Genomic DNA, 25,895 nt, shown 5'->3' on the forward strand with positions numbered 1-25,895 from the left:
TACAATGATTCCCCGGAACATCTCCCTCTAAACCAAAATCAGCGTACACACCGATGAACAAGTAGCGCTCGCAAAAGAGCATGATGAAAGGAATGATTAATCAGTTGACGAAGAAGTGCTGAGTTATTGCTTATAAGCAGAAGTGTATCCTTACACTCTCCATGTCAAATTAGTTTTAAAGCAATCATTTTATGGAAGCTATAAACATAAAAAGAGAGCCAAAACAACTGGCTCTCCTTGCATAATTTACTTCAGTTATTCTTCTGATAATACTGCCGTTGCAACTCACGCACTTGCTCTGCATACTCTTCTACCGGCCCAACTACTTCAATAGCAGGAACCATTTCTTGAATCGGATAACTTTTCACAGGAGCAGGCGTCGTCACACCCATTTCTTTCTTCCACTGCGTTAACTGTTTCGATGAACTAGCATATACAATCCGTCCCAAACCGACTAATCCATGAGCTGACGCACACATCGGGCAATGTTCACCTGACGTAAACACTGTTGCCTTCGCTCTATCTTCTGCGTTCATATGGTCTGCAGCCCAGCGCGCTAAAGCAAATTCTGGGTGCTGCGTCGGGTCACCACCACTTGTACGATTATGATCTTCAGCTAACACTTCACCACTCGCCGAAACCAACACCGAACCAAATGGCTGATCTCCTTTATGTAACGCAATTTCAGCTAATTCAACACTTCGTTGTACATGTTTCATTTCACTATCTAGTAACATAAATGAATCCCTCCTTATTCTTCACTTCCCTTTATAACACTTCGCTTAACATACATACACAGTTATGTTTCTCATTCTTTCTAACTACCATTCTACTAAGAATTAATAATCATATTCTCATTTATGTAGTTTACATAGAAATTAGGCGGGTACAAAATAAGCACAATGCAAAAAGGATGTGATGGTATGAAAGCAGTAACATTTCAAGGTAAGAAATCAATGGTCACAAAAGAAGTGAAAGCTCCTAGTATACAAGAAAATAGTGATGTAATCGTACGCATTACGACAAGCGGTATTTGTGGATCGGACTTGCATCTGTACCATGGCGGAATTGTGCCCGAAAAAGATTATGTAGTCGGACATGAGCCGATGGGAATTGTCGAAGAAGTAGGTTCTGAAGTCAAAACATTAAAGAAAGGCGACCGAATCGTCATTCCGTTTAATATAGGGTGTGGAGAATGTTTCTTCTGTCAACATGAAATGGAAAGTCAATGTGATGAATCCAATCCACACGGTGAAGTAGGAGGGCTATTTGGATTTGCTGAGCCCAATGGAAATTACCCAGGTGGCCAAGCGGAGTATTTACGTGTTCCATACGCGGACTTCACATCATTTAAAGTTCCGGAAAATAGCGAACTGGATGACGAACATCTTGCGTTGTTGTCAGACGTCATTCCAACAGCGTATTGGAGTGTCCTTCATAGCGGATTGAAAAAAGGCGATACCGCCATAATTCTCGGCTCCGGCCCTATTGGATTAATGGCACAAAAATTTGCTTGGATGCAAGGAGCGAAACGAGTCATTTCAGTAGACCACGTCGATTATCGTTTAGAGCATGCCAAGAAAACGAATAAAGTAGAAACGTATAATTTTAAAGAACATGACGAGATCGGCAAATTATTGCATGAAGAAACAAAAGGTGGCGCAGACGTCGTCATTGATTGTGTAGGGATGGATGGAACGGTACAACCAGGCGAAACGTTCGGATCTAGTGGAGATAATCAATTCGGCACAATCAGCCCGATTGTCACAGCTTCAGAAGTCGTACGGAAATTTGGTACCGTTCAATTAACAGGCGTTTACGCAACAGATGCAAACAATTTCCCACTCGGTGATTTCTTCACACGTAACGTTTCATTGAAAATGGGCCAAGCACCTGTCATTCACTTAATGCCTGAGCTATTTAAAAAGATCGAAGCAAAAGAATTCGACCCGACAGATATTATTACACACAAAGTAAAATTAGAAGACGCGGCAGATGCTTATTCTATTTTCGATAAAAAAGAAGACGGTTGTATTAAAGTATTGATTCAACCATAAACTATACAAACGCGATGAGTTGTTCATCGCGTTTTTTTGCGGATAATATGTTGGTATATTTCACTCACCCACCTTGCTTCAAAGTCCCATATTCTTCGCGATAATCACTTTCATAATTTCATTTGTCCCCGCATAAATCGAATTAACTGCCACATCGCGATACCTTCTAGCGATTTCGTATTCTTCCATATAGCCGTAGCCACCATGAAATTGCATACACTGAATCGCCACGTCTTGTGCCAAATCACTCGTCCACCATTTCGCCATCGATACTTCATCTACAACGTTTTTGCCTTGCATATGCTCGATAATTAAACGATCAACAAATGTTTGACCAATCGTTGCCTTCGTTTGCATCTCTGCCATTTTAAATTGCGTATTTTGGAAATCACCGATCCGCTTGCCGAAAGCCTGTCGCTCTTTTACATACGCTAACGTAATATCTAGCATCTTCTGCACAGAAGCTACACTTTGAATGGAGCACATTAAGCGTTCTTGCTGTAATTTCTCCATCAAGTAGTAGAAGCCTTTCCCTTCCTCACCCAGAAGGTTTTCTGCCGGAACCGATACATCCTCAAAAATCAATTCACTCGTGTCATTCGCATGCTGCCCTACTTTATTGAGCTTCTTCCCTTTTGTAAATCCAGGCATTCCTTTTTCCACTACGAGTAAGCTAATGCCTTTATGGGCAGGTGATACGGTAGGATCCGTTTTACAGACGACAATGACGAAGTCGGCAGAAGAACCATTCGTGATGAATGTCTTTTCCCCATTCATAATGTAACGGTCTCCCTTTCTTATCGCAGTCGTCCGCACTGCAGCAAGATCGGAACCTGTGCCTGGTTCCGTCATGGCAATGGCACTAATCATATCTCCTGTTACAGCTTGCGTGAGCCAACGTTCTTTCTGTTCATCCGAACCATACGATTGTATATAAGGGATGACAATATCATTATGCAATCCAATTCCACCGATGCCGCTTGCCACTTTTTCAAACTCTTCACTAATGACGACAGCATAGCCGAAATCCGCACCAATCCCGCCATATTTTTCTTCAACTGATGGTGCGATCAACCCTTGGGCGGCAGCTTTCTTCCAAAATGAACGGGGCACTTGCTGTTCTTTCTCCCATTCATCAATAAAAGGTACGGCTTCTTTCTGTAAAAATTTCCGCACTGATTTTCGGAGCTGTTCATGCTCTTCCGTCATAAATGGTCTCTTCATGTATCCGTCACTCCTTTACTTCTCGTTTCTATTTTCATGCGTGTGGATTAACTGCTTGATTAGAAACCAGTGCTTCCCGAATGCGATATTTCAATACTTTCCCTGATGCATTGCGTGGTATTTCTTGTTCTTCGATAAATTCAACTGGCACTTTATAATCCGCTAAATGAGTTTTACAGAAAGCTTTTAACTCTGCGTAGTCGAGCTTCTCATCTTTCTTCGCTACTACGATTGCGACTACTTTCTCTCCCCAAACCGGATCAGGTAAGCCTACGACCGTTGAGTCTAGTAACTGAGGATGTCTGTATAGCGCTTGTTCCACTTCGGTTGAGTAGACATTCTCTCCGCCAGACACGATCATATCTTTCTTCCTATCCACTAATGTCACGAAGCCATCTTCATCGATGGTCGCCAAATCGCCAGTATAGAGCCAACCGTTTCGGATCGCTTTTGCCGTTTCTTCGGGCTTATTATAATAGCCTTTCATAACCATCTCACTTTGGATAATAAATTCCCCTACTTCACCAGGCAGTATATCCTCTCCATGGTCATCGACAACACGAATTTCCGTATTCAGCGAAGCTTTTCCTCCCGTACCGATCTTTTCTTTATGATCTTCAGGAAGAAGAAAAGCACCTCCACCCGGTCCTCCTTCTGTCTGACCACACATATTGTAAAACTGATCTGTGCTAAAAAGTTCCATAACTTTTTCTAGCAAAGCGACAGGCATCGGCGCTGCCCCATATCCGCAACGTGTAACCGATGAAAGATCATATTGCTGTTTGTTTGGAACTTGCAGCAAAAAATTATACATTGTCGGTACGCCAAAGAACAAACTAATTTTATAGTGATCGATCGCTTGTAATATTTTTTGAGGTTCGAAGTTTTGATGCACAACTTGTGTACAGCCTAAATAAATTCCTGGTACAAGAAATAAATTCAATTGGGCTGAATGAAACAACGGTGCTGCATGAAGCAATATGTCATCAGGATGGATTTTGAGGATAAAAGAGGTGTTGAACGCTACATGAAGTACGCGGTGATGATCAAATAACGCGCCTTTTGGATAGCCAGTAGTGCCGGATGTATACAATATCTCTGCGTCATCCGCTTCATCTACAGAGAGTTCAGGATCATCTGTGCGATCTTGTAAAACGCTTTGATACAGCACTTGGTCATGTAGTGCTGTCGTGCCCGTTGTGATTTTCACAACAACCTTACTGTTCCCTGCTGTTGCTTGATCGATCAACGTAGCATACTCTTCATCGAACAGCACAACACTTGTATCGCTGTCATCCAAAATATACGACACTTCAGTAGCCGTTAAGCGGAAATTCACAGGTACCGTAATCGCGCCGGCTTTCAAAATGGCATAGTAAACAATGATAAATTTATCTGAGTTTTTCATCATGAGCGCGACTTTGTCACCTTTTTTCACACCACGTTGAATCAGGCCATGAGACAGCTTATTCACTTCTTGATTGAGCTCATGATACGTATAACTTCGATCCTCATAAATAACTGCCGTTTTCTCAGGTATTCTGCGCGCGTTACGGGAAAGTGATAATCCAATATCCATTATTGTTGTCCCCTTTCTCTCATTAAACTTCCTCTGTTCTAGTGCTTCTGAAAGATAGTTTCTGTATGTTCACCTAGACTTGGAGCAGCGCCTGTAATTTTTGCGGGTGTTCGCGATAGTTTAATAGGCGTGTTGACATGCTGGATTACGCCAAGTTCGGGATCATCTATTTCCTGAATCATGCCACGCGCTTTTACGTGCGGATCATTTACCATTTCATCAAATGAAAGAATAGGTGATACACACGCCTGGATCGTTTCAAAAATCTCCATCCAATTCTCGCTTGTTTTCTGCAGTAAAATTTCCTGAATTTCTTTTTTCATTTGCGTCTGCACATCGATTGGAGCACGTATCTTTGCGATGAATTCTTCTTTTCCAATCACCTGGCAAAATTCTTTCCAAAATTTTGGTTCAAGCGCACCGACAGACAACCATCTTTGATCCTTCGTTTCGTAGACTGCATAGCAAGCAAGCTTTCCACTTAAATCCAATTCGCCCCTTTTTGCTTGTTTTCGGGATGCAAGATAGTTCGGGAAGAAGGTTGGCATCCAAGAGATCGCCCCGTCCAACATTGAAATATCCACCATCTGGCCTTTGCCTGTCTTCTGTCTTTCAAACAATGCAAGCAAAATCCCCATCGCTGCGGGATAGGCTCCGCCACCAATATCCGCAATTTGCGTTGCAGGAATTTGTGGCGCACCATTTGGTTCTCCCATCATATTCAGCAATCCAGCATAACCGATAAAATTCACGTCATGTCCCGGCATCTCGGCGTACGGACCGTCTTGGCCGTACCCCGTGATCGCGCAATACACTAGACCTGGGTTGATTTCATTCAACGTTTCATAATCCAGCCCCAAACGCTTCATCACGCCTGGTCGAAATGACTCAATCACCACGTCCGAATCTTTCACAAGCTGTAAGAACTTTGCTTGATCTTCCGCCGTCTTCAAATTAAGACAAATACTTTTCTTACTACGATTCAATGAATGAAACATCGCACTATCTTTCCCTATTTTCGGGTATTCCGCTCGCGCATAATCCCCCATCGTAGGCTCTTCTACTTTAATCACTTCGGCACCAAAATCAGCTAGAATCATCGAACAGTAAGGTCCCGGTAATAAGCGAGATAAATCCAGCACCCGAATGGCGTCTAATGGCAATGAAATCTCTCCTTTCTACACCTCTATTAACGTGATGGGTAGTTACTCCAACCTTTCCAAAATGGTCGCATTGGCCATGCCGTGCCCTTCACACATAGTCTGCAAACCATAGCGTCCGCCTGTTCTTTCCAGTTCGTTCATCATCGTAATCATCAAACGTCCGCCGCTTGCACCGAGTGGATGGCCGAGAGCGATAGCCCCCCCATTTGGATTCAGCTTTTCTGGATCTACACCTGTTTCTTTTAACCAAGCGAGCGTCACAACAGAAAACGCTTCGTTTACTTCAAACACATCTATATCATCCAGAGTCAGTCCCGACTTCTCTAATGCTTTTTGTGTAGCAGGTATTGGACCCGTTAACATGAGTGTTGGGTCGGAACCTACGACTACACGCGTGAGCACTTTAAACTTCGGCTTCAATCCAAGCTCTTCAGCTTTTTCCCGCGACATCAGCAAAATCGCATTGGCTCCGTCGCTAATTTGACTGGAGTTTCCTGCCGTCACATCACCGTTTTCTCTAAAAGGAGTTTTCAACGTGCCCAACTTCTCCATCGTCGTGTCTTCTCTCGGTCCTTCATCATCTTTCACAGTCATCTTCGTACCGTCAGGAAGCGTGACTTCAATTGGCATGATTTCGTTATCAAACCTACCTTCCTTTCGAGCAGCGACAGCTTTCTCATTGCTTCGTAGCGAGTAGCGATCCATTTCTTCTCTAGAGATCTCCCATTTCTCAGCAATTCTTTCAGCCGATTCACCTTGGTGGACCATTTCATATTTCGATGTAACTTCTTCACTGAATGTAACATCTAGTCGATTACTACCCATCGGTACGCGAGACATACTCTCCACGCCCCCTGCAACGACTACATCCATATCGCCGCTAATAATCGCTTGCGCCGCAAAATGTACAGCCTGTTGACTTGACCCACACTGTCTATCTATCGTGGTCCCTGGTACTTCAACTGGATATCCAGCTTGCAGAGCTGCGACGCGTGCGATATCGAACGATTGCTCCCCTACTTGCGACACACAACCGAAAATTACGTCTTCTACTAATCCAGCATCGATTCCAGCTCGTTTGATTACTTCTGCCAGCGGCTTAGCTGCCAAATCTTCAGCCCGCACGGTACTCAATACACCATTTCTTTTTCCTACTGGCGTTCTTACCCACTCCACAATTACTGCTTCTCTCATGTCGATCCCTCTTCCTTCAATATATTTGTAAACCCTTACATTTCATTAAATACGAGCAGGTCAGTCTTTACGCATAACGCCTTACTTAGGCTGCATGCGGACTGCACCATCGAGGCGAATTGTTTCCCCATTTAGCATCGTATTTTCGAAGATACCTTTTACTAGTTGCGCATACTCTTCGGGATAGCCTAGTCGCGAAGGGAAAGGTACCATCGCCCCAAGTGATTCTTTAGCTTTCTCTGGCAATGAAGCGAACATTGGTGTTTCGAACAAACCCGGTGCGATGGTCATCACGCGAATTCCTTCAGATGCTAAGTCTCTCGCAAGCGGTAATGTCATACTGACGATCCCGCCTTTCGATGCTGCATACGCTACCTGGCCAATCTGTCCGTCAAATGCCGCCACAGATGCCGTATTCACAATAACTCCTTTTTCTCCTTTATCATTCGGTTCATTCTTCGCCATATGTTCGGTAGCGAGCCGGATCGTATTAAACGTTCCAATCAAATTAATCTGAATGACTTTACTGAAGTTCTCAAAGTTATGTGCACCTTTTCTGCCGCTGTACGTTTTCTCCGCAACACCAATTCCCGCACAATTGACGACTGCATTAATTTTGCCAAAAGTACTCACGGCATGATCTAACGCTGCTTGAACACTTTCTACGCTAGTGACATCTGTCTTTACAAATGTCGCATGATCGCCAAGCTCCTTCACCAACTTATTCCCTCGATCTTCCTGCAAATCAAAAATCGTAACGTTTCCGCCAGACGCGACGATCTCTCTTGCTGTCGCTTCGCCTAGTCCTGATGCGCCTCCTGTAATAACCGCTGATACGTGATCCATCTTCATAATATATTCTCTCCCTTTCTCGTCTTAAGGATTTACGATATTAGACTAAGATCTTCAATAAATAATCGGCAATCGAATTGGCTAACTCTTGTATACTTTTACTACCTTTTGGAGAATACCAAATCACCACATTATTCATGGCACCTAGGATAATATTATTCACAATATTACTATCTACATTTGCAAAACTACCATCCTCAATCCCTTGTTTAATCAGTCCATCCATGCAATCACTGTATTCATTTCGTAGACGTATGATTTCCTGTAAATGCTCTCCTACGAAAACTTGATCCGGCTTAGCACCAATAAAGAAGTCCGTTCTTTCTGTAATGACATATTCCATATGGACGATCATAGCCTTCCGAAGCTTCGCTATGGAAGTAAGTTCTTCCGCTAACACTTCGTTAAGTTGCTCGATACTTTGTTCTAGAAGTATTTTGTGACTTTCATACACTAGTGCTTCTTTATCTTTAAAATAATAGTAAACGGAACCCTTCGTCATGAGTAACTTCGCTGCAATATCTTCCATTGTCGTGGCATGATATCCTTTTTCCGCAATCACACTCATAGCCGATTGCCGAATCTCTTCTTTTTTCTTTTCCACTTTCTTCTCTCGTAATGACATGAATTTCTCACTTCCTTCACATTGCCGCATCTCGTTGTGTTTACATTCTAAGTTTTCAGAATTTGAATGTCAAGTCAAATTTTAACGATTGGGTATTCATGTTGATAGTTATGTATGGGAAGCTACTAGGTTGCGCAAGAGATGTTCATCCTTTAGGATTCTATATTTCCGTACTATGTAATACAATTGGAGTGGTAACTCTAATTGTCAGAGTAGTCTATAAACACAGTATTTTACTGTGATATTTGTGATAAGATGAATATAGAAAAACAGTAAATTAGAGGGGGGTCTTGATGCAGGGATATATTGCTGTTACAACCATTACACTATTAATCATACTAGTAATTATTCGGTCGATTCAATTAAAGAAATTCGGCATTAATGTATTTAAATTTGGTCACATGGACAAAAAAGATTTCATTATACCGCCCTTTGCGTTGCTGTTGTTATATCTAATCACTTCAAACGCTTTCAATTTACCAAGGCTGGGGAAAGAACTTTTTACCAATGGCATTGTGGGTTGGATTGGTGTCGCCTTTTGCTTCGCTGGGCTTTTGCTATTCCTTTACAGCTTAATTTCATTTGGGAAAAGCTTTAGGGTAGGCATTGATGAAGAGTACCCAGGCACATTGATTACTACCGGTGCTTTTTCCATCAGTCGAAATCCGATATATACTGCTTTTGGGATGGTCTTATGCGGTGAATTCCTCATTTATCCCAATTGGATCCTATTAGTATATTTAATTTTAGCTTTTTGGTTATTTAATCGACAAGTACGACTCGAAGAACAATCGTTAGTAAAAATTTATGGGGAAGAGTACGTACAATACTGCCAAAATGTTCGCCGATACATATAACTAGTATCAAAAAAGGAGCGTGCAAAATGAAAAAATATCAGAAACGCACTGTATATATTTCAATTGTCGCACTTGGTTTCTTCTTAGTATTATCTCTACTTACACAGCAATGGGGTTTCTTTTTATGGAGTCTATTACCTGTTTTCATCGTGTTGTTGACTACGTTTTCCACAAAGTTTGACAAAAGAGATCATGAGAAATAAATAGGTGTATGTTGTCGTAATATGTGTCTTTTTAAAAAATCCGTTGCTGGCTTGCGTTGAAGCTAATTCAAAGGAAAAATAATAAATGAGGTACCAGGTTCCGATACAATTCTAAATTGTATCGGAACCTGGTACCTCAGGAAAAATTTCAATCAATATATAGTTACTTTCTACTTATCTAAATTCTCAATAGCATAATTAGCTTCTTCTTGTGTAAACTTTTCACCGTATGAAGAAGTCAACTGATCTCTTATTCCTTCAGGTGACATACTCATCGTTTCTTGATACGTCTTCGCTTTTGCTAGGGCATTTTCATTATAATCAGCTTGTAGATTTTCCATTGCGTACTGGGCTTCTTCGTCAGTAAACTTTTCTCCATTTTCAGAAGTGAGTTGTTCATGTATGCCTTGTTTTGACATATGCATAGTGTCTGAATAGGTTTCAGCCTTTTTCAAAGCATTTGCCTTCCAATCAAACTCAAGACGGCTCATTGCATATTCTGCTGCTTCAGCTGAGAACTTTTCTCCATATTCTGAAGTTAATTGTTCAGATATAGCTTGTTTAGACATATTCATCGTTTTAGCATACGTTTCTGCCTTTTTCAAAGCGGATTTATGTTCACTCGGAACATCATCCTCTACCGGCTTCTCTTCTTCTACTGGTTCAAAAGTTTCTGTCTCTTCCTTTTTCAGATCATCCTGTACTGGCTCAGAAGCAACCGGCTTAGTCTCCTCTTGGCCTGCCACCTCATTGTCCTCATCGCTACTGTTGACAGCAGATAGAATAATGACAATTGCGATCAACCAAACCCACCACTTTTTATAAAATGGCTTTTTCTTTTTTTGATTTTCTTCCATTTCCATTCCCCCATTCAATGATCTCGATTTCGCCGTATAGACGGCAAATGCTCAAAAAAGTTTCAAAGTATATTAATTTAATTGTAAGTATCAATTTCCGGTACTACTCTGAATAAAAAAGCACCAGATCCTCAAACAATTTAGCATTGTCGAGAATCTGATGCCTATTACCATCTAGTATTCAATAGTTTTACATACCCACCCCAGACACAATTCCGAATTGTTTTTGAATTGTGTCGGGACCTGGTACCAAAACAAACCGTGTCACACCCTAAAACTCCCGATTCCACAAAGGCATAAACCATTTAACTCCCCGCCGATTAACGGGAAGAACCTTCATATCCGCAAGCAAATGACTAACATATCCCGCAATTCCCGCAGCAACCAAACCGTCAATCGGCCACTCTGCATACAAGTTCTTCAAAATATACGCATAGAACACCATCCCCATAATAGAATGCGTATACGACCTATGCGGCAAGAACGACGCAATGATTATATAACTACCAACGAGTAAAATGCCTAGCGACTGGTCAAGAACAAAGCCGAGAAGCATGACGAGAATACCGGTAATCGTGAGCATCCGTCGTTGTGTGATGATCCGTGAAACAATAAGTAGCAGGAGACCGATACCGCCATACACATAAATATCTTGGCTCAGTCCCTCTGTAAATACTTGAAAGATGAGCGTCAGTAAAATCACGATGCCAGCGGTCTCCATCAGCCATTTGCTAACTTTCTTACTCAGTGTGATACTGTTGCTCGCGAGCCCGTTTGTGTCAAGATCCGGAACTACGCCCGATATTCCACCGACCGCTGCGCCAATCAACGCCGTCTTGATATCAGGCTGCACAGCGTATCCCGCAACGGCCCCGACTGCTGTACCGATCAATAGATGTGAAGTGCCTTTCATATGTAAACCTCTCTAGCTGTATAGTGTACGGTCGAATGAAGAACGTACATTCGTTCCGTCGTTTCTAGTATACCGATTGCTGAATGAAATAGGAAACATTCCGTTACGCCAAAAAACGACCGAGAATAACCGCGGTCGTTTCAAATCCACTTAAAAGAAATATAAACCAATACTAATAATAGCTCCGCTCACTACAAGGACGAAAATGCAAAAGCCCATAATATCTTTTGCACGAAGTCCTGCGATCGCAAGTGCCGGCAAAGCCCAGAACGGCTGGATCATATTCGTCCAGGCGTCGCCCCATGCAATCGCCATAGCGGTCTTCGAATAGCTCACGCCGAGTGTCTGCGCCGCATCCAACATAATAGGCGCTTGCACTGCCCACTGGCCGCCACCGGACGGTACGAAAAAGTTCACCAGGCCTGCTGCAAAGAAAGTGAACAACGGAAACGTGCTTTCTGTCGAAATGGAAACAAACCATTCGGACATGACACCAGCTAATCCTGAAGCCACCATCATGCCCATAATCCCTGCGTAGAACGGGAATTGAATGATGATGCCACCCGCTGTTTTCACCGCAGTCGTAACAGCCGCAAGAAAACGTTTCGGTGTACCATGAAAAATAACGCCAAGGATCAAGAAGATAAAATTCACTATATTTAAGTTTAAATCGAACCCTTTCGTAATGAAATGCTGGACGAGATAAATGACACCAAGCGCACCAATGAGCATGGAAATCATGACACTGTTTTCAAGTTTGCTAGCCGGCGTGTAATCTGTATCTTTCTCCACTTCGATAGGCTCTTCTAATAGTTTCGGATCCACCGTAACGGTATCTTCAGATTTTGGCATCATGAAACGATTCAAAATCGGAATGATAATGAGAAGCGCCACGACAATGAGTAGATTGTACGTGGAGAATATCGTTTCAGATGTATGAACAACACCCATTATATCAGCGAATGGATGATCTTCAGTCGCAATCGACAGCGGAATGGAACCACCTAGACCACCATGCCAAATAATCATACCCGAATAAGCACTAGCAATTAATAGGCGGTAGTCCACATTCGTTACTTTCTTTGCGATTTCTTTTGCAAAAAGAGCCCCAATAACAAGACCGAACCCCCAGTTAATCCAACAAGCAATCAATGCCACAACGGAAACGAGTATAATGGCGGAACCAGGTGATTTGGCGATACTTGCAAGCGTGCTTAATAATTTCTTGAATACAGGGCTAATTGCTAAAACATAACCCGCGACTAGCACAATAACCATTTGCATCGCAAAGGATAAAAGGCCCCAGAAGCCATCTCCCCAATGCACGACCATGTCGAGCGGACCGGAATCCGTGAATCCTAGACCGAGTCCGAAGACAACCAATGTTAAAATAGCCACGAAAATATATGGATCTGGTAAATATCGTTCCATTAACGTGTTGGACCATCTAGTTAATAGCTTCATAGTATATCCCCCTATATTTCTCCATCACTATATAGACTACTTAGTTAACTCTTCAGATAAAGTCTTGGTCTTTCACGAATATTTCCCATTAACACATAAAAGTATCAATCTATACTTCTAGTTCTCTTTGCAATGAAGAGCTGCGATATGACCGAATGTCATGCCAGGTCCAATTGTCGCGCCAGGTCCTGGATACGATTCACCCATGACGGCAGCTGAACAGTTGCCACACGCATACAGCCCTTTTATTGGCGTACCATCCTCTTTCAGTACGCGGGCATGCGTATCAATGACGACGCCGCCTTTCGTTCCAATATCTCCCGGATAAATCTTCAATGCGTAAAAAGGTCCTTTATTGAGCGCATCGAGGTTGGGGTTTTTCAATGTCGGGTCGCCGTAATACTGATCATGCGTAGTTTCGCCTCGATGGAAATCCAAATCCTTTCCAGTCTTCGCAAATCCATTGAACCGTTCAACCGTCTTCACCAGATTCCCTTTTGGCATCGCCAATTGCTCTTCCAATCCTGCAATCGTTTCATTTTTTAAAACTACACTATGTTCATAATATTCTTTAGGGAAATCTTGTCCGGGGAACAACCCAGCGAAGAGATGACGTTTCTTTGCTTTATGATCTAGGATAATCCATGAATGGATGGCCTTGCCGCCTGTCTTGTTATGATGTGCATACATCGTATCCACAAATTCGTGGTATGGCGTCGGCTCATTGATATAACGGTTGCCATCTTGATCTGTAATAATCATAGACGGAATAGCCCGGTCCGCCACTAAGAAAAATGGCATTCCTGTATGGTCAATGATGGACGGCGCGCCCCAAACCTTATCCATGAAGCCAAGTTTCGCACCAAGCTCTTGTGCAGGTTCCAATAAATCGCCTGTTTGCCCTTGCGGAGAGGATGTCCAATTTTTATTCGTCGGTGCTGGGAGATACTTCTCACGATACGACTGTTTCTGGGAGAATCCACCCGAAGCAAAAATGACTCCCTTCGATGCCTTCACACGCGTTTCTTCACCGTTTTTCATAACCTTGATACCGACAATTGAATCGTCTTCAATAATGAAATCAACGAACGGACTGTCTAGCCATAGCTCACCGCCCAGCTCTTTATATGTCATCGCAAGCCTACCGATCAATGCCTGGCCTAAAGCCGAATAATTGGCTCTCAAAACCAAGTGCTTGACCAAACGCCAACCGAGCGTCAAGCTTCTCTTCTTTCCCGTCCACGTTCTAGTAATCATATTAATATGACGGAAATCCTGGCCTGTCATAACGAATCCTTTCGTATCCATCGCAGGGGGCTTCATCCGCGCTCTCCAACTGCCGAGCTTGTTTAGATTAAAAACCGTCGGCTCGATCGAACGTCCTTCACCTTTTCCACCTGCCAAGTGAGGATAATAGTCTGAGTAGTCTTTGGCATACGTAAACCGCATATACTCGGACGTTTCATGGAGATAATCCATCATGTCGATCCCTTTCTTCAAATAAGTCTCTTTCATCTCATCCGAAGTTTTGTCACCGACCGTAGCATCCAAATACGTCTTGGCCTCTTGAAAACTGTCCTGTACTCCCCCTTCGACTAAATAGCGATTGTTCGGAATCCATACGCCGCCCCCTGAAAGTGCTGACGCTCCTCCGAATACTTTCTCCTTTTCAATTAGAACCGTCTTCAAGCCTTCCTTCTTTCCCGTGATCGCTGCCGAAAATCCCGATGCTCCTGAACCGACTACAATGACATCATATTCATAATCCCACTCCATCAAAATGCCTCCTTTTTTAATTACCAGCGCTTATATAGGCAACGCCGCCAGTTCAATAGCCTAGTAGAAGCTGGTTGCCCTCAGCCTGTATGTAAATTATATGCATATACTTAACGTATTATTTTGTAACACTTGTAAAAAATATACTATTCCCTTAATCGCGCAGATGAAACGCACCCAACTTGGTATGAAGAAGTACATGTTAAATTGTTTCTAAATTGTGTGGGGACCTGGTACCGTTCAAAAGCGGGCACAAAGGTGATGATCTCTGACGTCAGTGAGGAAGCAGGGCAAGAAACCGTGCAATTGATACAAGATTTTGGAGGGGAAGCAGCCTTTTTCAAATGTGACGTAAGTGATGAAGAGCAAGTAATCGGACTGGTGAATAAAACAGTTGAAACATTTGGCAAGCTAGACTTTGCACATAACAATGCAGGCATCAACAAAGGGTTAAAGCCAATTGGAGAAATGGATTCGAAAGACTGGGATATTACGCTTAAAGTCAATCTGTACGGCACGTTTTACTGCATCAAGCATGAAGTAAACGCTATGCTCAAAACAGGCGGCGGTGCAATCGTCAATACAGCATCGGGTGCAGGTATTGAAGGCTCACCAAACATGGCGCCGTATACGGCATCTAAACATGCCATTGCAGGCCTTACGAAATCGGTAGCATTAGAATACGGCCAACAAGGTATTACGATCAATTCTATTGCGCCAGGTGCAACGATTACACCGGCTATTGAAAGCTGGTCCAAAACTTCGCCAGAACAATACCAAGGCGTACTGGCTTCCCTTCCAGCCGGAAGAATGTCTACCGCAGAAGAACAAGCGAACGCTGTGGTATTCCTATGCTCAGACCTCGCAAAATCAATTAGCGGTGTCACACTTGCGGTGGATGGCGGATATACTGCGGGTAAAATGCAACAATGATGTATGTAAAAAGAGTGGATCAGGCATAAAGCCCAATCCACTCTTTTCAGTATTTACAAGGATATACAGTTATATTCTCAAGCAAGTTGAAACCTGTCGCCTACCTATTCCCCATACATTCATGAATGGTCTCTAGGGGGTACCCAACTCACGGAAGCATCTTCCCATGAACTAAGCTCCACGATTCACCGTCATTCAACTCATTCATATTCACTTCGATATTCCCGCCTAAATAAACCGTCTCTCCTTGGATCGCCACAACCATCGCCTGTAGAATCGGTTTTTTTGTGTTGCATTGGTACACTTCACCTATTTTAGGTTGATGCGCTTCAGGCACAATGACCTTCGACTTTTCTTCTACTTGTTCCGTAATATAATCAGCATCTGGAATTTCCAAATCAATAATATTTGCACCGTCTTGAAGCCCTGGCATCATCACCCAATACTCGTTATGTTTAATACCATTGGATTTATTACTGATAACGCCATGACGTTCAATGGAAGACACCATTTCAATCGCATGTAGATGGTGATGATCTAAAGAATCTGGCTGCGGATTGATGATTAATATATAATCGCCTACTTTAGCTTTCTCATCTTTATGCAAAGTATATCGTTTGTGATTCACGACAAAACTGTCTAAATGTTTTGGTTTATACAAATTGATTTCTTTAGCTGTTGCCAACTGTTGTTCAAAGTCTTCGAGCCGGATCAAATGAACCGACTGCTTAAAAAAGGCTTTTACAGAATAGACTTTATGCAGCTTATTTTGATAATAAACGAATTGGCCTTTTCTTACATTTAAAAGATTCAATACAATTCACACCTTGTTAAGTATTTTCTGCAGTCTACTGCCTTTTCATGCAGAATATACCTTAATCATATCAACAATTACTAATTTACGATATCAAATTGGATTAATTACGAAAAAATTTAGTTAAAAATCGCAATGACTGGAATACAAAAACTCTCCGCACTACATGCTGAGAGTTTTTCCTGTTTGGATATGAAAATCAAGTACCAGATGACACTTATGCATCCGCTTGTTTTTTCTTTTTTTCCAAATACGCGGTACGTATTTTATCAAGTTGTTGCTTTTTATCAAACTGGGCCGGCCTGTTTTTTTCATGATACTTTGCCACAGACGCCTTACCTTTACTATCCAATTGATACTTCCCCATTGTATTCACCTACTGTCCCTGTCATCTTGGAAGACCATCTATTCAACACATGTACGCCGTTTTTTACTGAACTAGATTTTCTTACTTTATTAGTATACCCTACATCTGACGTTTATCAGTAATTTTTTCTATGGACCTCGCACCTACTTTACCACAGGCTCCGTCACCGTTAACGTTTGATTTGCCGTATTCATACGAACACTAGCCCCAATAGGTATCGTAGCCTTATAGAAACCATGTGCGGTGGCTAAGTTGGTCATTAACGGTTTGCCGAGTGGAACTAGAAAATCATTGATCAAATCTACGTAACTTTTCCCGTAGGCGGAACTACAGTTCGTGCATTGCCCCATAATAATGCCTGCACAATCATCAAATTTCCCTGCCATCACTAAGTGGTTTACGTATCGATATACCGTATTAATCGGTTCATGTGTCTCTTCCAAAAGAAATATCCTGCCCTCTGTGTTGATTTCATAAGACGTGCCTAACGTACCCATGAATGACGTGAGATTTCCACCAACAATGGGGCCTGTAACATTACCAGGAACCAATCCGTGAAGCGGTACCCCAGGCGGATTCTTAATTTGCCAAGGTGCCGTGACGGTCGAAGTCGCCGCAAAGAATTTATTGAAATTATATGCGGGAGTTTCTGGAATAAAATCTAACAATAACAAACTTTGAAAGCCGATGAGATCGGCATACTCAAACAACGCATTTAATAACACCGTGATGTCGCTATATCCTGAAATAATTTTTGGATTTTGCTTAATGACGTTAAAATCAAGGAATGGTAAAATACTTGCCACCCCGACGCCACCGCGAGTAGGTAAAATCCATTTCACTTCTGGATTTTTAAACATCTTCATTAAATCCGAAGCCCTTTGTCGAGGCGTTGCCGCAAGAAAGCCGTTCGCGGAATACACATGTTCACCTACCACGACTTTGTATCCCATCGTTTGCAACATCCGAATCCCTTCCGTAATGCGATTAGCTGCCATCGGACTTCCAAGCGTTACAATCCCTATTGTATCGCCTTTTCTCAATCGCTGCGGTTTCGTAGCCATGAGCTAGTCGCTCCTCTCCCCTTGAAGGTAACATAGACATATTCTGTCGTAGTAGCATATGTTGAGGAGTCTTTTTTGGGCACTCGGTGTGGGGCGGTGCCTGGCGTGGGACGTCGCGGCGCGGAACGGTACCAGGTCCCCACACAATTCCAGCACAATTCTGAATTGTTTCCGAGTTGTGTGGGGACCTGGCACCGTACAATCGCAAAAAACTCCGCCAGTTGAGTTCAACTAGCGGAGTCTGTTATCCAAAGTATATCGATATGTAGTTTCGTACGCAAATACTTATAAAGTCACTTACTCACGATATCTAGACACCACGTGAAATTTTCCCATGCCGAATTCCAGCCGCTAAAAAGCTCGTGCGAATCATCCCAACGAACCTCAAATTTCTTTTGCCCGTCTACTTCTACCAAATACAGCGCCAATGTAGAATCTTCCTTCGACGTCGCTAACAGCATACCATTTTGTAGTTCTTCTTCGCTAAACGACACATCTGAAACCGATCGCAACTGTGCTTGCTCAAATACCTGTTTGTTACTGATTCTATAATTCATAAAGTCCCTCCACTCAACCATTTATTCTTGAAATGCATTCATACTTCGTCCGTAATGTAGAGAAGTACAGAAGTACATATTATACTTATTAACTGGTGAAATCAATAACAAGTCCCCACACAAATCCAAATCAATTCAGAATTGTTTCCGATTTGTGTGGGGACCTGGCACCGTATCGGCACCGCACCCACGTTGATATGATATGATTTACATAACTAAAGAACGTCAAAGTAGAGGGATACGACTATGTTTATTTTTTTATTTATCACGATTCTCATTCTGGCGATGATCGTCAAACAGCTTGGATATAAGCCAGTGATTTCCACAGTGGCCGGTGCCCCCCTTATGTCGATGGGCATTGCATGGAAAAGCGTCGTTTCCGTATACTTTCCTTCTGCAACTAGCGCTGTGTTTTACGTGATTATTCTCGGGGCTTTCTGGGTATTGATTCATTATCTATTCGATGTGCTCCAGAAAGATTTTTATTTGCTTCATGTTCAAGATCCCATATCGAGTTTTTCGATCGGCACTTGGATCGCATCGGTTTCGATCATACTTATTTTGCTGACGGATCATCATATAACTAGTTCAATGGAAATACTATTTTATATCAATCTCACGTTTTGGTTAATTTATATTGGACTCGTGATCAGAAATTACTTGTTCATTTTCACCAATCTGAAAAAGTATATACATCAAATCCATGGCGGATTGCTACTGACATGTGTATCTACTCAATCCATTGTTATTTCGGGCTATCATGTTTTTGATGGTGCGGCGTGGACGGTCTATGCTACTAGTCTGATCGTTATGGGATCCCTATTTTACGCACTGAATTTTTTGTTGATTGTGTTCCGTTATGTAAGTGCTTCAGATAAAGACTTGACGGTCAACTGGATCAATACGAACTGTATTCTACACGGGGCTTTATCCATTACAGGCGTGGCACTTACATTCGCTCATCCTGCAGCTATCTCCCTCCTGTACATCGTTTGGATTCTTTCATTCGTCTTCTTCCTGATCATCGAAATGATTGAGATCGTATGGGCTGTTCAACGGATTCGAAAACTCGGCTGGCATCAGGGCATCTTCGTCTATTCACCCACGCAATGGGCTCGCGTTTTTACATTCGGCATGTTCCTTTTCTTTACCGAGCGAATTCCTACCGGCCAGCATCCTTGGATCGACGTGTTAGCACAGCCTCTGCAACTCTTCCTGCCGGCTGTGATTGTGCTATTAATCGTTGTTGAGCTTATGTTGATGAGCTTGGAAATGTTGAAACAGTACCAGGTCCCCACACAACTCTAACACAATTCAGAATTGTTTCTGAATTGTGTGGGGACCTGGTACCTAAGAAAAAGAAGCCAAAGATCGACAGTCGACCTCTTTGGCTCCTTAACACTACATTCCTTATTCAACGGACTTCTTTGGTTTAATAAAAAACATACAAACAGCAATTAGTATGAAGGCCAGTAATGCCAAAAATGGGATCGTGACAAATCCAAACCAATTGATGTATTCGGCATTACAAGGCACTCCACTTACGCACGGTTTGACTCCTCCAAAACCGGGGATTTTCTGCTCTAAATAATGCATGAAGGAGATGCTTCCTCCAATAAGAGCTAGCGGAAGCACGAACTTCTTAACCGTATTGTCATTCTGAAAAGTTGCAATCCCCAATAGTAAAGTAAGTGGATACATAAGTATGCGTTGATACCAACATAACTCACATGGAATATAGCCTTTCACTTCACTGAAATATAGGCTCCCAAACATAGCAACTAGCGAAACTACCCATGCCACATATAATAGGTATACCTGTGTCTTGGATTGACTTTCTTTATACTCCATCAGTCCACGTCCTTCTCCGCTTGCTCGATTGCCGCCTTAATTGCTTCGTAATCAAATGGATCCTCCATTACTTTGCCGTTTATGACAATAGTTGGAGTCATGGAAACACCGACTTCTCTTACTAACTCTTCATCGTGTTTAACACTGTCCATAGTCGCTTGTTGTTCCATGTCTTCTTTTAATAGGGCCTGATCAATCTCAGGGAAGCTACTCGCTACTTCAAGAACTTTATCAGGAGTGATCCATAGCGCATCATGATTTTCAGTTGGCTGTGCATCAAACAATGCGTGATGGAAATCCCAATACATACTCGGGTGACGCTCCAAAACGGATTCAGCGGCAATCGACCCTAACGTCGATTCTTCACCGTGAAATAATACATTCACGAATGCAAATTGAACTGTACCTGCTTCGATATAATCTGTAACTAATTTCGGATAAATCATTTCACCCCATGCTTTACATCCAGGACATTTGAAATCTCCAAATTCCACGATCGTGACAGGAGCCTCTTCATCCCCAAGTGTAGGTTGCCCAGTAATATCAATGTTCTTTATATCCGTTGGCGCGGATTCTTCTTTATTGCTGAATACCACGACTGCCGCCAATATGGCGACTGCCAATAGTGTTAAAATAACTACAAATTTCATATTTGAATTTTTATTCTGCTTCATCAAATACCTCTTCTCTCATCGTTATGATTGCATGCTAGACATAAATCCAAAATAAAGCGAAAGGACACTGAATATCCCCATGAAAAACGGGACAATTGCGGGCGCCTTTTTCTTGAAGCTAAATACGATCAGCCCCATGAAGATCATCGCTACTGTAAAAAATAGAATGTTTACTGTGTTAAAACCAAATTGCCAACTCATAGAAGGTTCAATAACCCCCGAATAAAAGTACTCAAAGTTTGCCGAAGGACCGCTACCTGCGAGAGTAGTCTCGATACTATGTGGTGGTTCCTGTTGCCCTAAGACGCCTGTCGAAACGAACGTAAAGAATAGCAGCACGCTTTCGAACTTCAACCACGGTATCGGATTCATTGGCTCGTTTCTTTTCAGTTTACGTTTAATCCAAAACCCGTTGATACAAGCGAAAAACAGAACAGGAATGATAGTCAAATGCTTCACCAATAAAGCTTGTCCATAAGGTAGCATCCATGCATCGCTATACTCATTTACATCGATCACCAATGTCATGAGAAATAAACCCGTTCCTATAATCGTAAGAAAACACGCGATGGCCAATGGCGTAAACCAGCGTAAATAGGAAAGCCAATTCTCAGCGTTTTTCGAACACCAACCGACGATCAAGAGGATCCCTATCCATACCGTCACAGCTAGAAAGTGCAAAGAGTGAACAACGAATCCACTCCATTCTGTTAGCGACGCTCCATGACTTGCCCATCCTAGTGCTAGGAGCAAGACAACAGTGAAAGCCAATGAAATGCCAGAAAGTACTTTGCTATTCAAGACTGAAAACAAGGAGACAAACAAATAAAAGAATACGGCAACTATGATCGTCACTGTCCATGCCTTTCCTACTTCAAACCCCGTAAGCACATTTTGCATCGTCAACAGTAGACCGATGTCTTCATAAAGAAATAAAATGACTTTAATCAGAGGGGTAATGGAAAAGAACACGACGCCTAGTATGGCCAACTGAAGTAGCCTCTTCGAAATACGGATTTCAGGTTTCAAACGTTCTGGAATGAATTGAATGATAAACGCGCCCATTAATAGGGAGAAACATAGATACAATAAACTTTCTGAAATATATATCCAAATCATTTATGTTTGCCTTCTTCCTATGATCCAGCCGAAAAATCCACCAGCAATCGTAAATAAAACGACCAAGATGATCACTAGGACATCATTCGAAGCTATTTTTGATTGAACTTCCACTGGCTGCTCCACTTTTTCTTCTACTTGTTTTTCACTGGGCTGAACAGGTGTTTTTTGAGCTTCTTCTGACGCGATTGGATCCTTTGATTCGTCTTGATTAACAACGAATGAATACGTTCCTTGTATCGGATGACCATCCGCACCGATAATCTTCCAGTCCACAGTATATGTACTAGGATCTAACGGAGATAAAAAACCAGCTGTCATAATATGATCATTCACGCTGGTATGACTGACGGTTACTTCCTCATTCGCTTCGTTAAAAACTTTCACCGTACTTGTGGCTTCGATTTTCGTATTAAAATCCAATGTCATTTCATGAATTTCTCCAAAAACCACTTCACCATCAGCTGGGGTAGCACTAGTTAGACCAGTATGTGCGGATACGGTATTTGCTGAGATGATGAATAACAAAATGGTCATCATGACAATATTTTTCCTCATCACTTCCCCCTTCACTTCCTTTCGATTGTACTAGCCACCCTAATTTCAAAAGGTGCGTACTATCTACTGTTCGCTTCTTTACCTATTGACTCTTAAGAAAGCGCATAGGTTCCAACTCTTCAAAACAAATGACAACAATATAAACCTTGTAATTTCTCTCCAAAATACCCTTTTCATTATGTACTAACAAGATTTTGTGTTGAACAACAGTCGTCCTTATAGGGGATTCACTATACATTTGACACACATATCAGTCATTGCTAATATGATAATAACAAAACGTATTAGTCATGTCTAATATAAGGAGTGATATATATATGATACAAGAAGAATTAGAACTTAAAGTGAAGTTTTTGCGTGCATTTGGCGACAAAACCAGGGTGCAAATATTGGAATGCATCAAATACGAGGAAAAGACTGTCTCACAAATTGTTGAAAGTGTAGAAGGTAATCAGTCCAATATCTCGCAACACTTAGCTTGTCTAAGAGGTTGTGGAATTATTGTAGGAAGACAAGAAGGTAAATACGTCTACTATGGACTACGAAATCAACAAATTAAAGAATTACTAGACACATTTGATCAGGTGTTGAATCAAATTGAGAACAATGTCGCTTGCTGTGAAAATCATATAAGTTAAGGACGTGATAGATTGGGCAATACATGCCGTTCTACCAACGTAGAAACTGAAAATCTAGAGAAACAAACATCCTGTTGCAGTAGCAATCAAGTACAAGAAATCGAAAAATCAACCTGTTGCAGTAGTAACGCTAGAAATACGGAAGTACAAGATACTAGTTGTTGTACTGCCACGCCTACTGTAGAAGAAAGTTGTTGCAGTAGTACAGAAAAACCTGTAGATCCTGTTAACATGAACTTGGATCAGGGAATCAAAGAGGAATTTCGGGTGCATGGAATGGATTGCCCGGCTTGTGCGGTAACCATTGAAAAGAACTTACGCACTCTCCAACACATCAATGAAGTGAATGTGAATTATAGTTCTGGCAAAATGCAAATCAGCGCAACTCAAGAACTTGATGAAGAGTTAATTCAAAAACAGATGAAAAAGCTCGGTTTCGAAGTCGAACCTAGCAAAGTGAATCACAACGTACAGAATTACTTTATTGAAGGCATGGATTGTGGATCTTGTGCGCTAACAATTGAAAACCATTTGAACCACCTTCCGGCAGTTAAACACGTGAAGGTGAATTTCTCAACAGGTAAAATGAAAATTGAACATGAAAATAGTCCTGAAGAAATTATGAACGAAGTAGCGAAAGCAGGATTTAAAGCATCACCTATTTCTGCAAATAAGCAGACGCCTTCTTCCACACATTCTCGTAAACAGAATGAAGCGGTCATTTTTTCAGGTATCCTCATCGCACTAGCTTTCATGGGATCGTATACAGGAGTTTCTCCTTATGTAACAACATTCATGTACATCGTGGCCATGATCGTCAGTGGCTTTAAGCCGGTCAAGAGTGCATATTACGCAATTAGAAGCCGTTCATTGGACATGAATGTGCTCATGTCCGCTGCAGCAATCGGAGCCGCTATATTAGGCGAATGGCTTGAAGGCGCCACTGTAGTTTGGCTGTTTTCTTTAGGGCTCACCCTACAAAATCGAGCCATCGAAAAAACACGGAAATCCATTCGGGGACTTATGGAGTTAACACCGCCTGAAGCTTGGGTAAAAATCGGCCATGAATTAATCAAAAAGCCTGTTGAAGAAGTATCCGTTAATGACATCATTGTCGTCAAACCTGGAGACAGAATCCCATTGGATGGGGAAATCACCGATGGGGAATCCAGTGTCAATCAAGCTGCGATTACAGGAGAATCGATACCCGTTGATAAATCTATAGGCAGTTTTGTATACGCGGGCTCTATCAATGAACACGGCTCACTCACCGTTAAAGTGACTAAACTAATGGAAGATACAACGATCTCCAAAATCATTCACTTAGTTGAAGAAGCCCAAGAGAAAAAGGCGCCAACGGAAGCATTTATCGATAAATTCGCCCGGATTTACACGCCCATCGTATTCATACTGGCTCTCTTGGTGATGGTCGTTCCTCCGGTATTGACGTTCGGTACTTGGGAAGAATGGATTTACAAAGGACTCATGCTATTAGTCATCGCTTGTCCTTGTGCGCTCGTTATATCCACTCCCGTTGCGATCGTGACGGCACTTGGAAATGCTGCTAAAAATGGTGTCCTCATTAAAGGGGGAACATTCTTAGAAAACGCTGGATCTATTGATGCCATTGCCTTTGACAAAACAGGCACACTGACAGAAGGTAAACCGAAAGTTACGAATGTCGTGACCTTTCATGATTCCGAAACAAACATGTTATCGATCGCTCGAACGTTAGAAGAGCACTCTACCCATCCCATCGCTACCACCATCGTGGAGTACACAAAAGAACAAAACATTCAAGCGATGAAGGGTACGCAGTTTAAGAACGTGGTAGGAAAAGGCATCCAAGCGACAATCGAAGAGATACCGTACTTTGCAGGAAACAGTAAGTTATTTGAAGAGATCGGTGCCCCTCTCCATGAGTATTCACAACAGATTTCCAGCCTGCAAAATGAAGGGAAAACTATTATCATAATAGGTTCCGCTCAAAAGATTTTAGGTATCATTGGCGTTTCGGATACCATTCGAGAAACAACAAAACGATCGGTAAAAAACCTAAAGAAAATCGGTGTTCAACAAATCGTTATGCTGACGGGAGATAACGAAGGGACAGCAAAAGCCATCGCTTCCGAAGCCGGCATGAACCGATATTATGCTGAACTGTTACCGGAAGATAAAGTGCATACGATAAAACAACTGCAGGAAGAAGGATATCGCGTGGCTATGATTGGAGATGGCATTAACGATGCCCCTGCACTAGCAACGGCTGACCTTGGTATAGCAATGGGCGGTGCGGGTACAGATACAGCCATGGACACCGCAGATATCATATTAATGGCTGACAACTTAGAGAAACTCCCACACACCATGAATCTCAGCCGAAAAGCATTGTCGATTATCAAACAAAACATTTGGTTTTCATTAATCGTAAAAGCAGTGGCTTTACTGTTGATCTTCCCGGGATGGTTGACATTATGGATTGCGGTATTAAGTGATACCGGTGCTGCGCTAATTGTGATTTTGAATGCGCTTCGGCTTTTGAGGGTTCGGAGTTAG

General features: G+C 42.2%; 26 protein-coding genes. 7 read left to right on the forward strand and 19 right to left on the reverse strand.

Annotation, left to right across the window (positions count from 1 at the left end):
* Nucleotides 1-251 precede the first annotated feature (251 nt).
* Complete coding sequence (locus tag SporoP17a_RS04880) at nucleotides 252-737, reverse strand: nucleoside deaminase (RefSeq protein WP_083033149.1); 486 nt, start codon at nucleotides 735-737, stop codon at nucleotides 252-254.
* Between the two features lie 186 nt (nucleotides 738-923).
* On the opposite strand from SporoP17a_RS04880, the gene SporoP17a_RS04885 reads away from it, so the two are divergent.
* Nucleotides 924-2,057, forward strand: coding sequence for an alcohol dehydrogenase catalytic domain-containing protein (locus tag SporoP17a_RS04885; protein WP_083033152.1), 1,134 nt, complete (start codon nucleotides 924-926; stop codon nucleotides 2,055-2,057).
* 78 nt (nucleotides 2,058-2,135) lie between these two features.
* On the opposite strand, the gene SporoP17a_RS04890 is transcribed toward SporoP17a_RS04885, so the two are convergent.
* The 6 genes from SporoP17a_RS04890 to SporoP17a_RS04915 all read right to left on the reverse strand — a co-directional run bounded on the left by SporoP17a_RS04890 (nucleotide 2,136) and on the right by SporoP17a_RS04915 (nucleotide 8,694).
* On the reverse strand, nucleotides 2,136-3,281 hold the full coding sequence (locus SporoP17a_RS04890; RefSeq protein ID WP_083033153.1) for an acyl-CoA dehydrogenase family protein: 1,146 nt from the start codon (nucleotides 3,279-3,281) through the stop codon (nucleotides 2,136-2,138).
* A 34-nt stretch (nucleotides 3,282-3,315) separates the two neighbouring features.
* Complete coding sequence (locus tag SporoP17a_RS04895) at nucleotides 3,316-4,860, reverse strand: acyl-CoA synthetase (protein ID WP_083033154.1); 1,545 nt, start codon at nucleotides 4,858-4,860, stop codon at nucleotides 3,316-3,318.
* A 38-nt stretch (nucleotides 4,861-4,898) separates the two neighbouring features.
* Complete coding sequence (locus SporoP17a_RS04900; RefSeq protein WP_083033155.1) at nucleotides 4,899-6,023, reverse strand: CaiB/BaiF CoA transferase family protein; 1,125 nt, start codon at nucleotides 6,021-6,023, stop codon at nucleotides 4,899-4,901.
* Nucleotides 6,024-6,065: 42 nt separating this feature from the next.
* Nucleotides 6,066-7,217: a thiolase family protein gene (locus SporoP17a_RS04905; RefSeq protein ID WP_083033157.1), complete on the reverse strand. Its 1,152-nt coding sequence runs from the start codon at nucleotides 7,215-7,217 to the stop codon at nucleotides 6,066-6,068.
* An 81-nt stretch (nucleotides 7,218-7,298) separates the two neighbouring features.
* Complete coding sequence (locus SporoP17a_RS04910; protein ID WP_083033160.1) at nucleotides 7,299-8,069, reverse strand: 3-hydroxyacyl-CoA dehydrogenase; 771 nt, start codon at nucleotides 8,067-8,069, stop codon at nucleotides 7,299-7,301.
* A gap of 40 nt (nucleotides 8,070-8,109) precedes the next feature.
* Nucleotides 8,110-8,694 (reverse strand): TetR/AcrR family transcriptional regulator, encoded by a 585-nt coding sequence (locus SporoP17a_RS04915; RefSeq protein ID WP_083033163.1) that lies wholly within the window; start codon nucleotides 8,692-8,694, stop codon nucleotides 8,110-8,112.
* Between the two features lie 293 nt (nucleotides 8,695-8,987).
* Between SporoP17a_RS04915 and SporoP17a_RS04920 the strand changes: the two genes are divergently transcribed.
* Both SporoP17a_RS04920 and SporoP17a_RS16710 read left to right on the forward strand, forming a co-directional pair.
* The gene (locus tag SporoP17a_RS04920; protein WP_083033165.1) at nucleotides 8,988-9,551 is read left to right on the forward strand and encodes a methyltransferase family protein; all 564 of its coding nucleotides are present in this window, start codon (nucleotides 8,988-8,990) and stop codon (nucleotides 9,549-9,551) included.
* 26 nt (nucleotides 9,552-9,577) lie between these two features.
* Nucleotides 9,578-9,754 (forward strand): hypothetical protein, encoded by a 177-nt coding sequence (locus SporoP17a_RS16710; protein WP_156890523.1) that lies wholly within the window; start codon nucleotides 9,578-9,580, stop codon nucleotides 9,752-9,754.
* Nucleotides 9,755-9,924: 170 nt separating this feature from the next.
* Here the strand turns inward: SporoP17a_RS16710 and SporoP17a_RS04925 are convergent, their stop codons facing one another.
* From SporoP17a_RS04925 to SporoP17a_RS04940, 4 genes are all read right to left on the reverse strand, one after another.
* Complete coding sequence (locus SporoP17a_RS04925; RefSeq protein WP_083033168.1) at nucleotides 9,925-10,611, reverse strand: Ltp family lipoprotein; 687 nt, start codon at nucleotides 10,609-10,611, stop codon at nucleotides 9,925-9,927.
* Nucleotides 10,612-10,882: 271 nt separating this feature from the next.
* The gene (locus SporoP17a_RS04930; RefSeq protein WP_083033171.1) at nucleotides 10,883-11,524 is read right to left on the reverse strand and encodes a metal-dependent hydrolase; all 642 of its coding nucleotides are present in this window, start codon (nucleotides 11,522-11,524) and stop codon (nucleotides 10,883-10,885) included.
* 150 nt (nucleotides 11,525-11,674) lie between these two features.
* Nucleotides 11,675-12,988, reverse strand: a complete 1,314-nt coding sequence (locus SporoP17a_RS04935; protein ID WP_083033174.1) for a short-chain fatty acid transporter — start codon at nucleotides 12,986-12,988, stop codon at nucleotides 11,675-11,677.
* Between the two features lie 117 nt (nucleotides 12,989-13,105).
* Complete coding sequence (locus SporoP17a_RS04940; RefSeq protein ID WP_083033177.1) at nucleotides 13,106-14,764, reverse strand: FAD-dependent oxidoreductase; 1,659 nt, start codon at nucleotides 14,762-14,764, stop codon at nucleotides 13,106-13,108.
* 261 nt (nucleotides 14,765-15,025) lie between these two features.
* Between SporoP17a_RS04940 and SporoP17a_RS04945 the strand changes: the two genes are divergently transcribed.
* Complete coding sequence (locus SporoP17a_RS04945; RefSeq protein ID WP_237262418.1) at nucleotides 15,026-15,697, forward strand: SDR family NAD(P)-dependent oxidoreductase; 672 nt, start codon at nucleotides 15,026-15,028, stop codon at nucleotides 15,695-15,697.
* 148 nt (nucleotides 15,698-15,845) lie between these two features.
* On the opposite strand, the gene SporoP17a_RS04950 is transcribed toward SporoP17a_RS04945, so the two are convergent.
* From SporoP17a_RS04950 to SporoP17a_RS04960, 4 genes are all read right to left on the reverse strand, one after another.
* Nucleotides 15,846-16,511 (reverse strand): hypothetical protein, encoded by a 666-nt coding sequence (locus tag SporoP17a_RS04950; protein ID WP_083033183.1) that lies wholly within the window; start codon nucleotides 16,509-16,511, stop codon nucleotides 15,846-15,848.
* A 217-nt stretch (nucleotides 16,512-16,728) separates the two neighbouring features.
* Nucleotides 16,729-16,878, reverse strand: a complete 150-nt coding sequence (locus SporoP17a_RS16855; RefSeq protein ID WP_167693382.1) for a hypothetical protein — start codon at nucleotides 16,876-16,878, stop codon at nucleotides 16,729-16,731.
* Nucleotides 16,879-17,021: 143 nt separating this feature from the next.
* The gene (locus tag SporoP17a_RS04955) at nucleotides 17,022-17,942 is read right to left on the reverse strand and encodes a S66 peptidase family protein (protein ID WP_083033186.1); all 921 of its coding nucleotides are present in this window, start codon (nucleotides 17,940-17,942) and stop codon (nucleotides 17,022-17,024) included.
* Between the two features lie 293 nt (nucleotides 17,943-18,235).
* A complete protein-coding gene (locus tag SporoP17a_RS04960) occupies nucleotides 18,236-18,499 on the reverse strand; it encodes a hypothetical protein (RefSeq protein ID WP_083033189.1) in 264 nt (87 codons plus the stop codon).
* Between the two features lie 246 nt (nucleotides 18,500-18,745).
* Here SporoP17a_RS04960 and SporoP17a_RS04965 point away from each other — a divergent pair, with 246 nt between their 5' ends.
* Nucleotides 18,746-19,807 carry a TDT family transporter gene (locus SporoP17a_RS04965; RefSeq protein ID WP_083033192.1) on the forward strand — a complete coding sequence of 354 codons (1,062 nt, stop codon included), beginning with the start codon at nucleotides 18,746-18,748 and terminating at the stop codon, nucleotides 19,805-19,807.
* 102 nt (nucleotides 19,808-19,909) lie between these two features.
* Here the strand turns inward: SporoP17a_RS04965 and SporoP17a_RS04970 are convergent, their stop codons facing one another.
* The 4 genes from SporoP17a_RS04970 to SporoP17a_RS04985 are packed head-to-tail and all read right to left on the reverse strand — an operon-like array spanning nucleotide 19,910 to nucleotide 22,701.
* Nucleotides 19,910-20,350 carry a disulfide oxidoreductase gene (locus tag SporoP17a_RS04970; protein WP_083033195.1) on the reverse strand — a complete coding sequence of 147 codons (441 nt, stop codon included), beginning with the start codon at nucleotides 20,348-20,350 and terminating at the stop codon, nucleotides 19,910-19,912.
* A complete protein-coding gene (locus SporoP17a_RS04975) occupies nucleotides 20,350-21,024 on the reverse strand; it encodes a DsbA family protein (protein WP_083033198.1) in 675 nt (224 codons plus the stop codon). Before SporoP17a_RS04975 ends, SporoP17a_RS04970 begins: the two co-directional genes overlap by 1 nt.
* A 21-nt stretch (nucleotides 21,025-21,045) precedes the next feature.
* On the reverse strand, nucleotides 21,046-22,143 hold the full coding sequence (locus SporoP17a_RS04980) for a copper resistance D family protein (RefSeq protein ID WP_083033200.1): 1,098 nt from the start codon (nucleotides 22,141-22,143) through the stop codon (nucleotides 21,046-21,048).
* Nucleotides 22,144-22,701, reverse strand: coding sequence for a copper resistance CopC family protein (locus SporoP17a_RS04985; protein ID WP_083033203.1), 558 nt, complete (start codon nucleotides 22,699-22,701; stop codon nucleotides 22,144-22,146).
* 317 nt (nucleotides 22,702-23,018) lie between these two features.
* Here SporoP17a_RS04985 and SporoP17a_RS04990 point away from each other — a divergent pair, with 317 nt between their 5' ends.
* Both SporoP17a_RS04990 and SporoP17a_RS04995 read left to right on the forward strand, forming a co-directional pair.
* Nucleotides 23,019-23,339: an ArsR/SmtB family transcription factor gene (locus SporoP17a_RS04990; RefSeq protein WP_083033205.1), complete on the forward strand. Its 321-nt coding sequence runs from the start codon at nucleotides 23,019-23,021 to the stop codon at nucleotides 23,337-23,339.
* 99 nt (nucleotides 23,340-23,438) lie between these two features.
* Nucleotides 23,439-25,895, forward strand: coding sequence for a heavy metal translocating P-type ATPase (locus SporoP17a_RS04995; protein ID WP_083035908.1), 2,457 nt, complete (start codon nucleotides 23,439-23,441; stop codon nucleotides 25,893-25,895).

The organism is Sporosarcina ureae (assembly GCF_002082015.1).
GTDB classification, from domain to species: Bacteria; Bacillota; Bacilli; order Bacillales_A; family Planococcaceae; genus Sporosarcina; species Sporosarcina ureae_A.

Bases quoted from the DNA above. Each gene is read 5' to 3' on its own strand.
- SporoP17a_RS04910 (WP_083033160.1), bottom strand. From the start codon at position 8,069: ATGAAGATGGATCACGTATCAGCGGTTATTACAGGAGGCGCATCAGGA.
- SporoP17a_RS04980 (WP_083033200.1), bottom strand. From the start codon at position 22,143: ATGATTTGGATATATATTTCAGAAAGTTTATTGTATCTATGTTTCTCC.
- SporoP17a_RS04925 (WP_083033168.1), bottom strand. From the start codon at position 10,611: ATGGAAGAAAATCAAAAAAAGAAAAAGCCATTTTATAAAAAGTGGTGG.
- SporoP17a_RS04890 (WP_083033153.1), bottom strand. From the start codon at position 3,281: ATGAAGAGACCATTTATGACGGAAGAGCATGAACAGCTCCGAAAATCA.
- SporoP17a_RS04935 (WP_083033174.1), bottom strand. From the start codon at position 12,988: ATGAAGCTATTAACTAGATGGTCCAACACGTTAATGGAACGATATTTA.
- SporoP17a_RS04885 (WP_083033152.1), top strand. From the start codon at position 924: ATGAAAGCAGTAACATTTCAAGGTAAGAAATCAATGGTCACAAAAGAA.
- SporoP17a_RS04970 (WP_083033195.1), bottom strand. From the start codon at position 20,350: ATGGAGTATAAAGAAAGTCAATCCAAGACACAGGTATACCTATTATAT.
- SporoP17a_RS04985 (WP_083033203.1), bottom strand. From the start codon at position 22,701: ATGAGGAAAAATATTGTCATGATGACCATTTTGTTATTCATCATCTCA.
- SporoP17a_RS04880 (WP_083033149.1), bottom strand. From the start codon at position 737: ATGTTACTAGATAGTGAAATGAAACATGTACAACGAAGTGTTGAATTA.
- SporoP17a_RS04955 (WP_083033186.1), bottom strand. From the start codon at position 17,942: ATGGCTACGAAACCGCAGCGATTGAGAAAAGGCGATACAATAGGGATT.
- SporoP17a_RS04930 (WP_083033171.1), bottom strand. From the start codon at position 11,524: ATGAAAGGCACTTCACATCTATTGATCGGTACAGCAGTCGGGGCCGTT.
- SporoP17a_RS04975 (WP_083033198.1), bottom strand. From the start codon at position 21,024: ATGAAGCAGAATAAAAATTCAAATATGAAATTTGTAGTTATTTTAACA.
- SporoP17a_RS04990 (WP_083033205.1), top strand. From the start codon at position 23,019: ATGATACAAGAAGAATTAGAACTTAAAGTGAAGTTTTTGCGTGCATTT.
- SporoP17a_RS04965 (WP_083033192.1), top strand. From the start codon at position 18,746: ATGTTTATTTTTTTATTTATCACGATTCTCATTCTGGCGATGATCGTC.
- SporoP17a_RS04945 (WP_237262418.1), top strand. From the start codon at position 15,026: ATGATCTCTGACGTCAGTGAGGAAGCAGGGCAAGAAACCGTGCAATTG.
- SporoP17a_RS04915 (WP_083033163.1), bottom strand. From the start codon at position 8,694: ATGTCATTACGAGAGAAGAAAGTGGAAAAGAAAAAAGAAGAGATTCGG.
- SporoP17a_RS04960 (WP_083033189.1), bottom strand. From the start codon at position 18,499: ATGAATTATAGAATCAGTAACAAACAGGTATTTGAGCAAGCACAGTTG.
- SporoP17a_RS16855 (WP_167693382.1), bottom strand. From the start codon at position 16,878: ATGGGGAAGTATCAATTGGATAGTAAAGGTAAGGCGTCTGTGGCAAAG.
- SporoP17a_RS04940 (WP_083033177.1), bottom strand. From the start codon at position 14,764: ATGGAGTGGGATTATGAATATGATGTCATTGTAGTCGGTTCAGGAGCA.
- SporoP17a_RS16710 (WP_156890523.1), top strand. From the start codon at position 9,578: ATGAAAAAATATCAGAAACGCACTGTATATATTTCAATTGTCGCACTT.
- SporoP17a_RS04920 (WP_083033165.1), top strand. From the start codon at position 8,988: ATGCAGGGATATATTGCTGTTACAACCATTACACTATTAATCATACTA.
- SporoP17a_RS04905 (WP_083033157.1), bottom strand. From the start codon at position 7,217: ATGAGAGAAGCAGTAATTGTGGAGTGGGTAAGAACGCCAGTAGGAAAA.
- SporoP17a_RS04895 (WP_083033154.1), bottom strand. From the start codon at position 4,860: ATGGATATTGGATTATCACTTTCCCGTAACGCGCGCAGAATACCTGAG.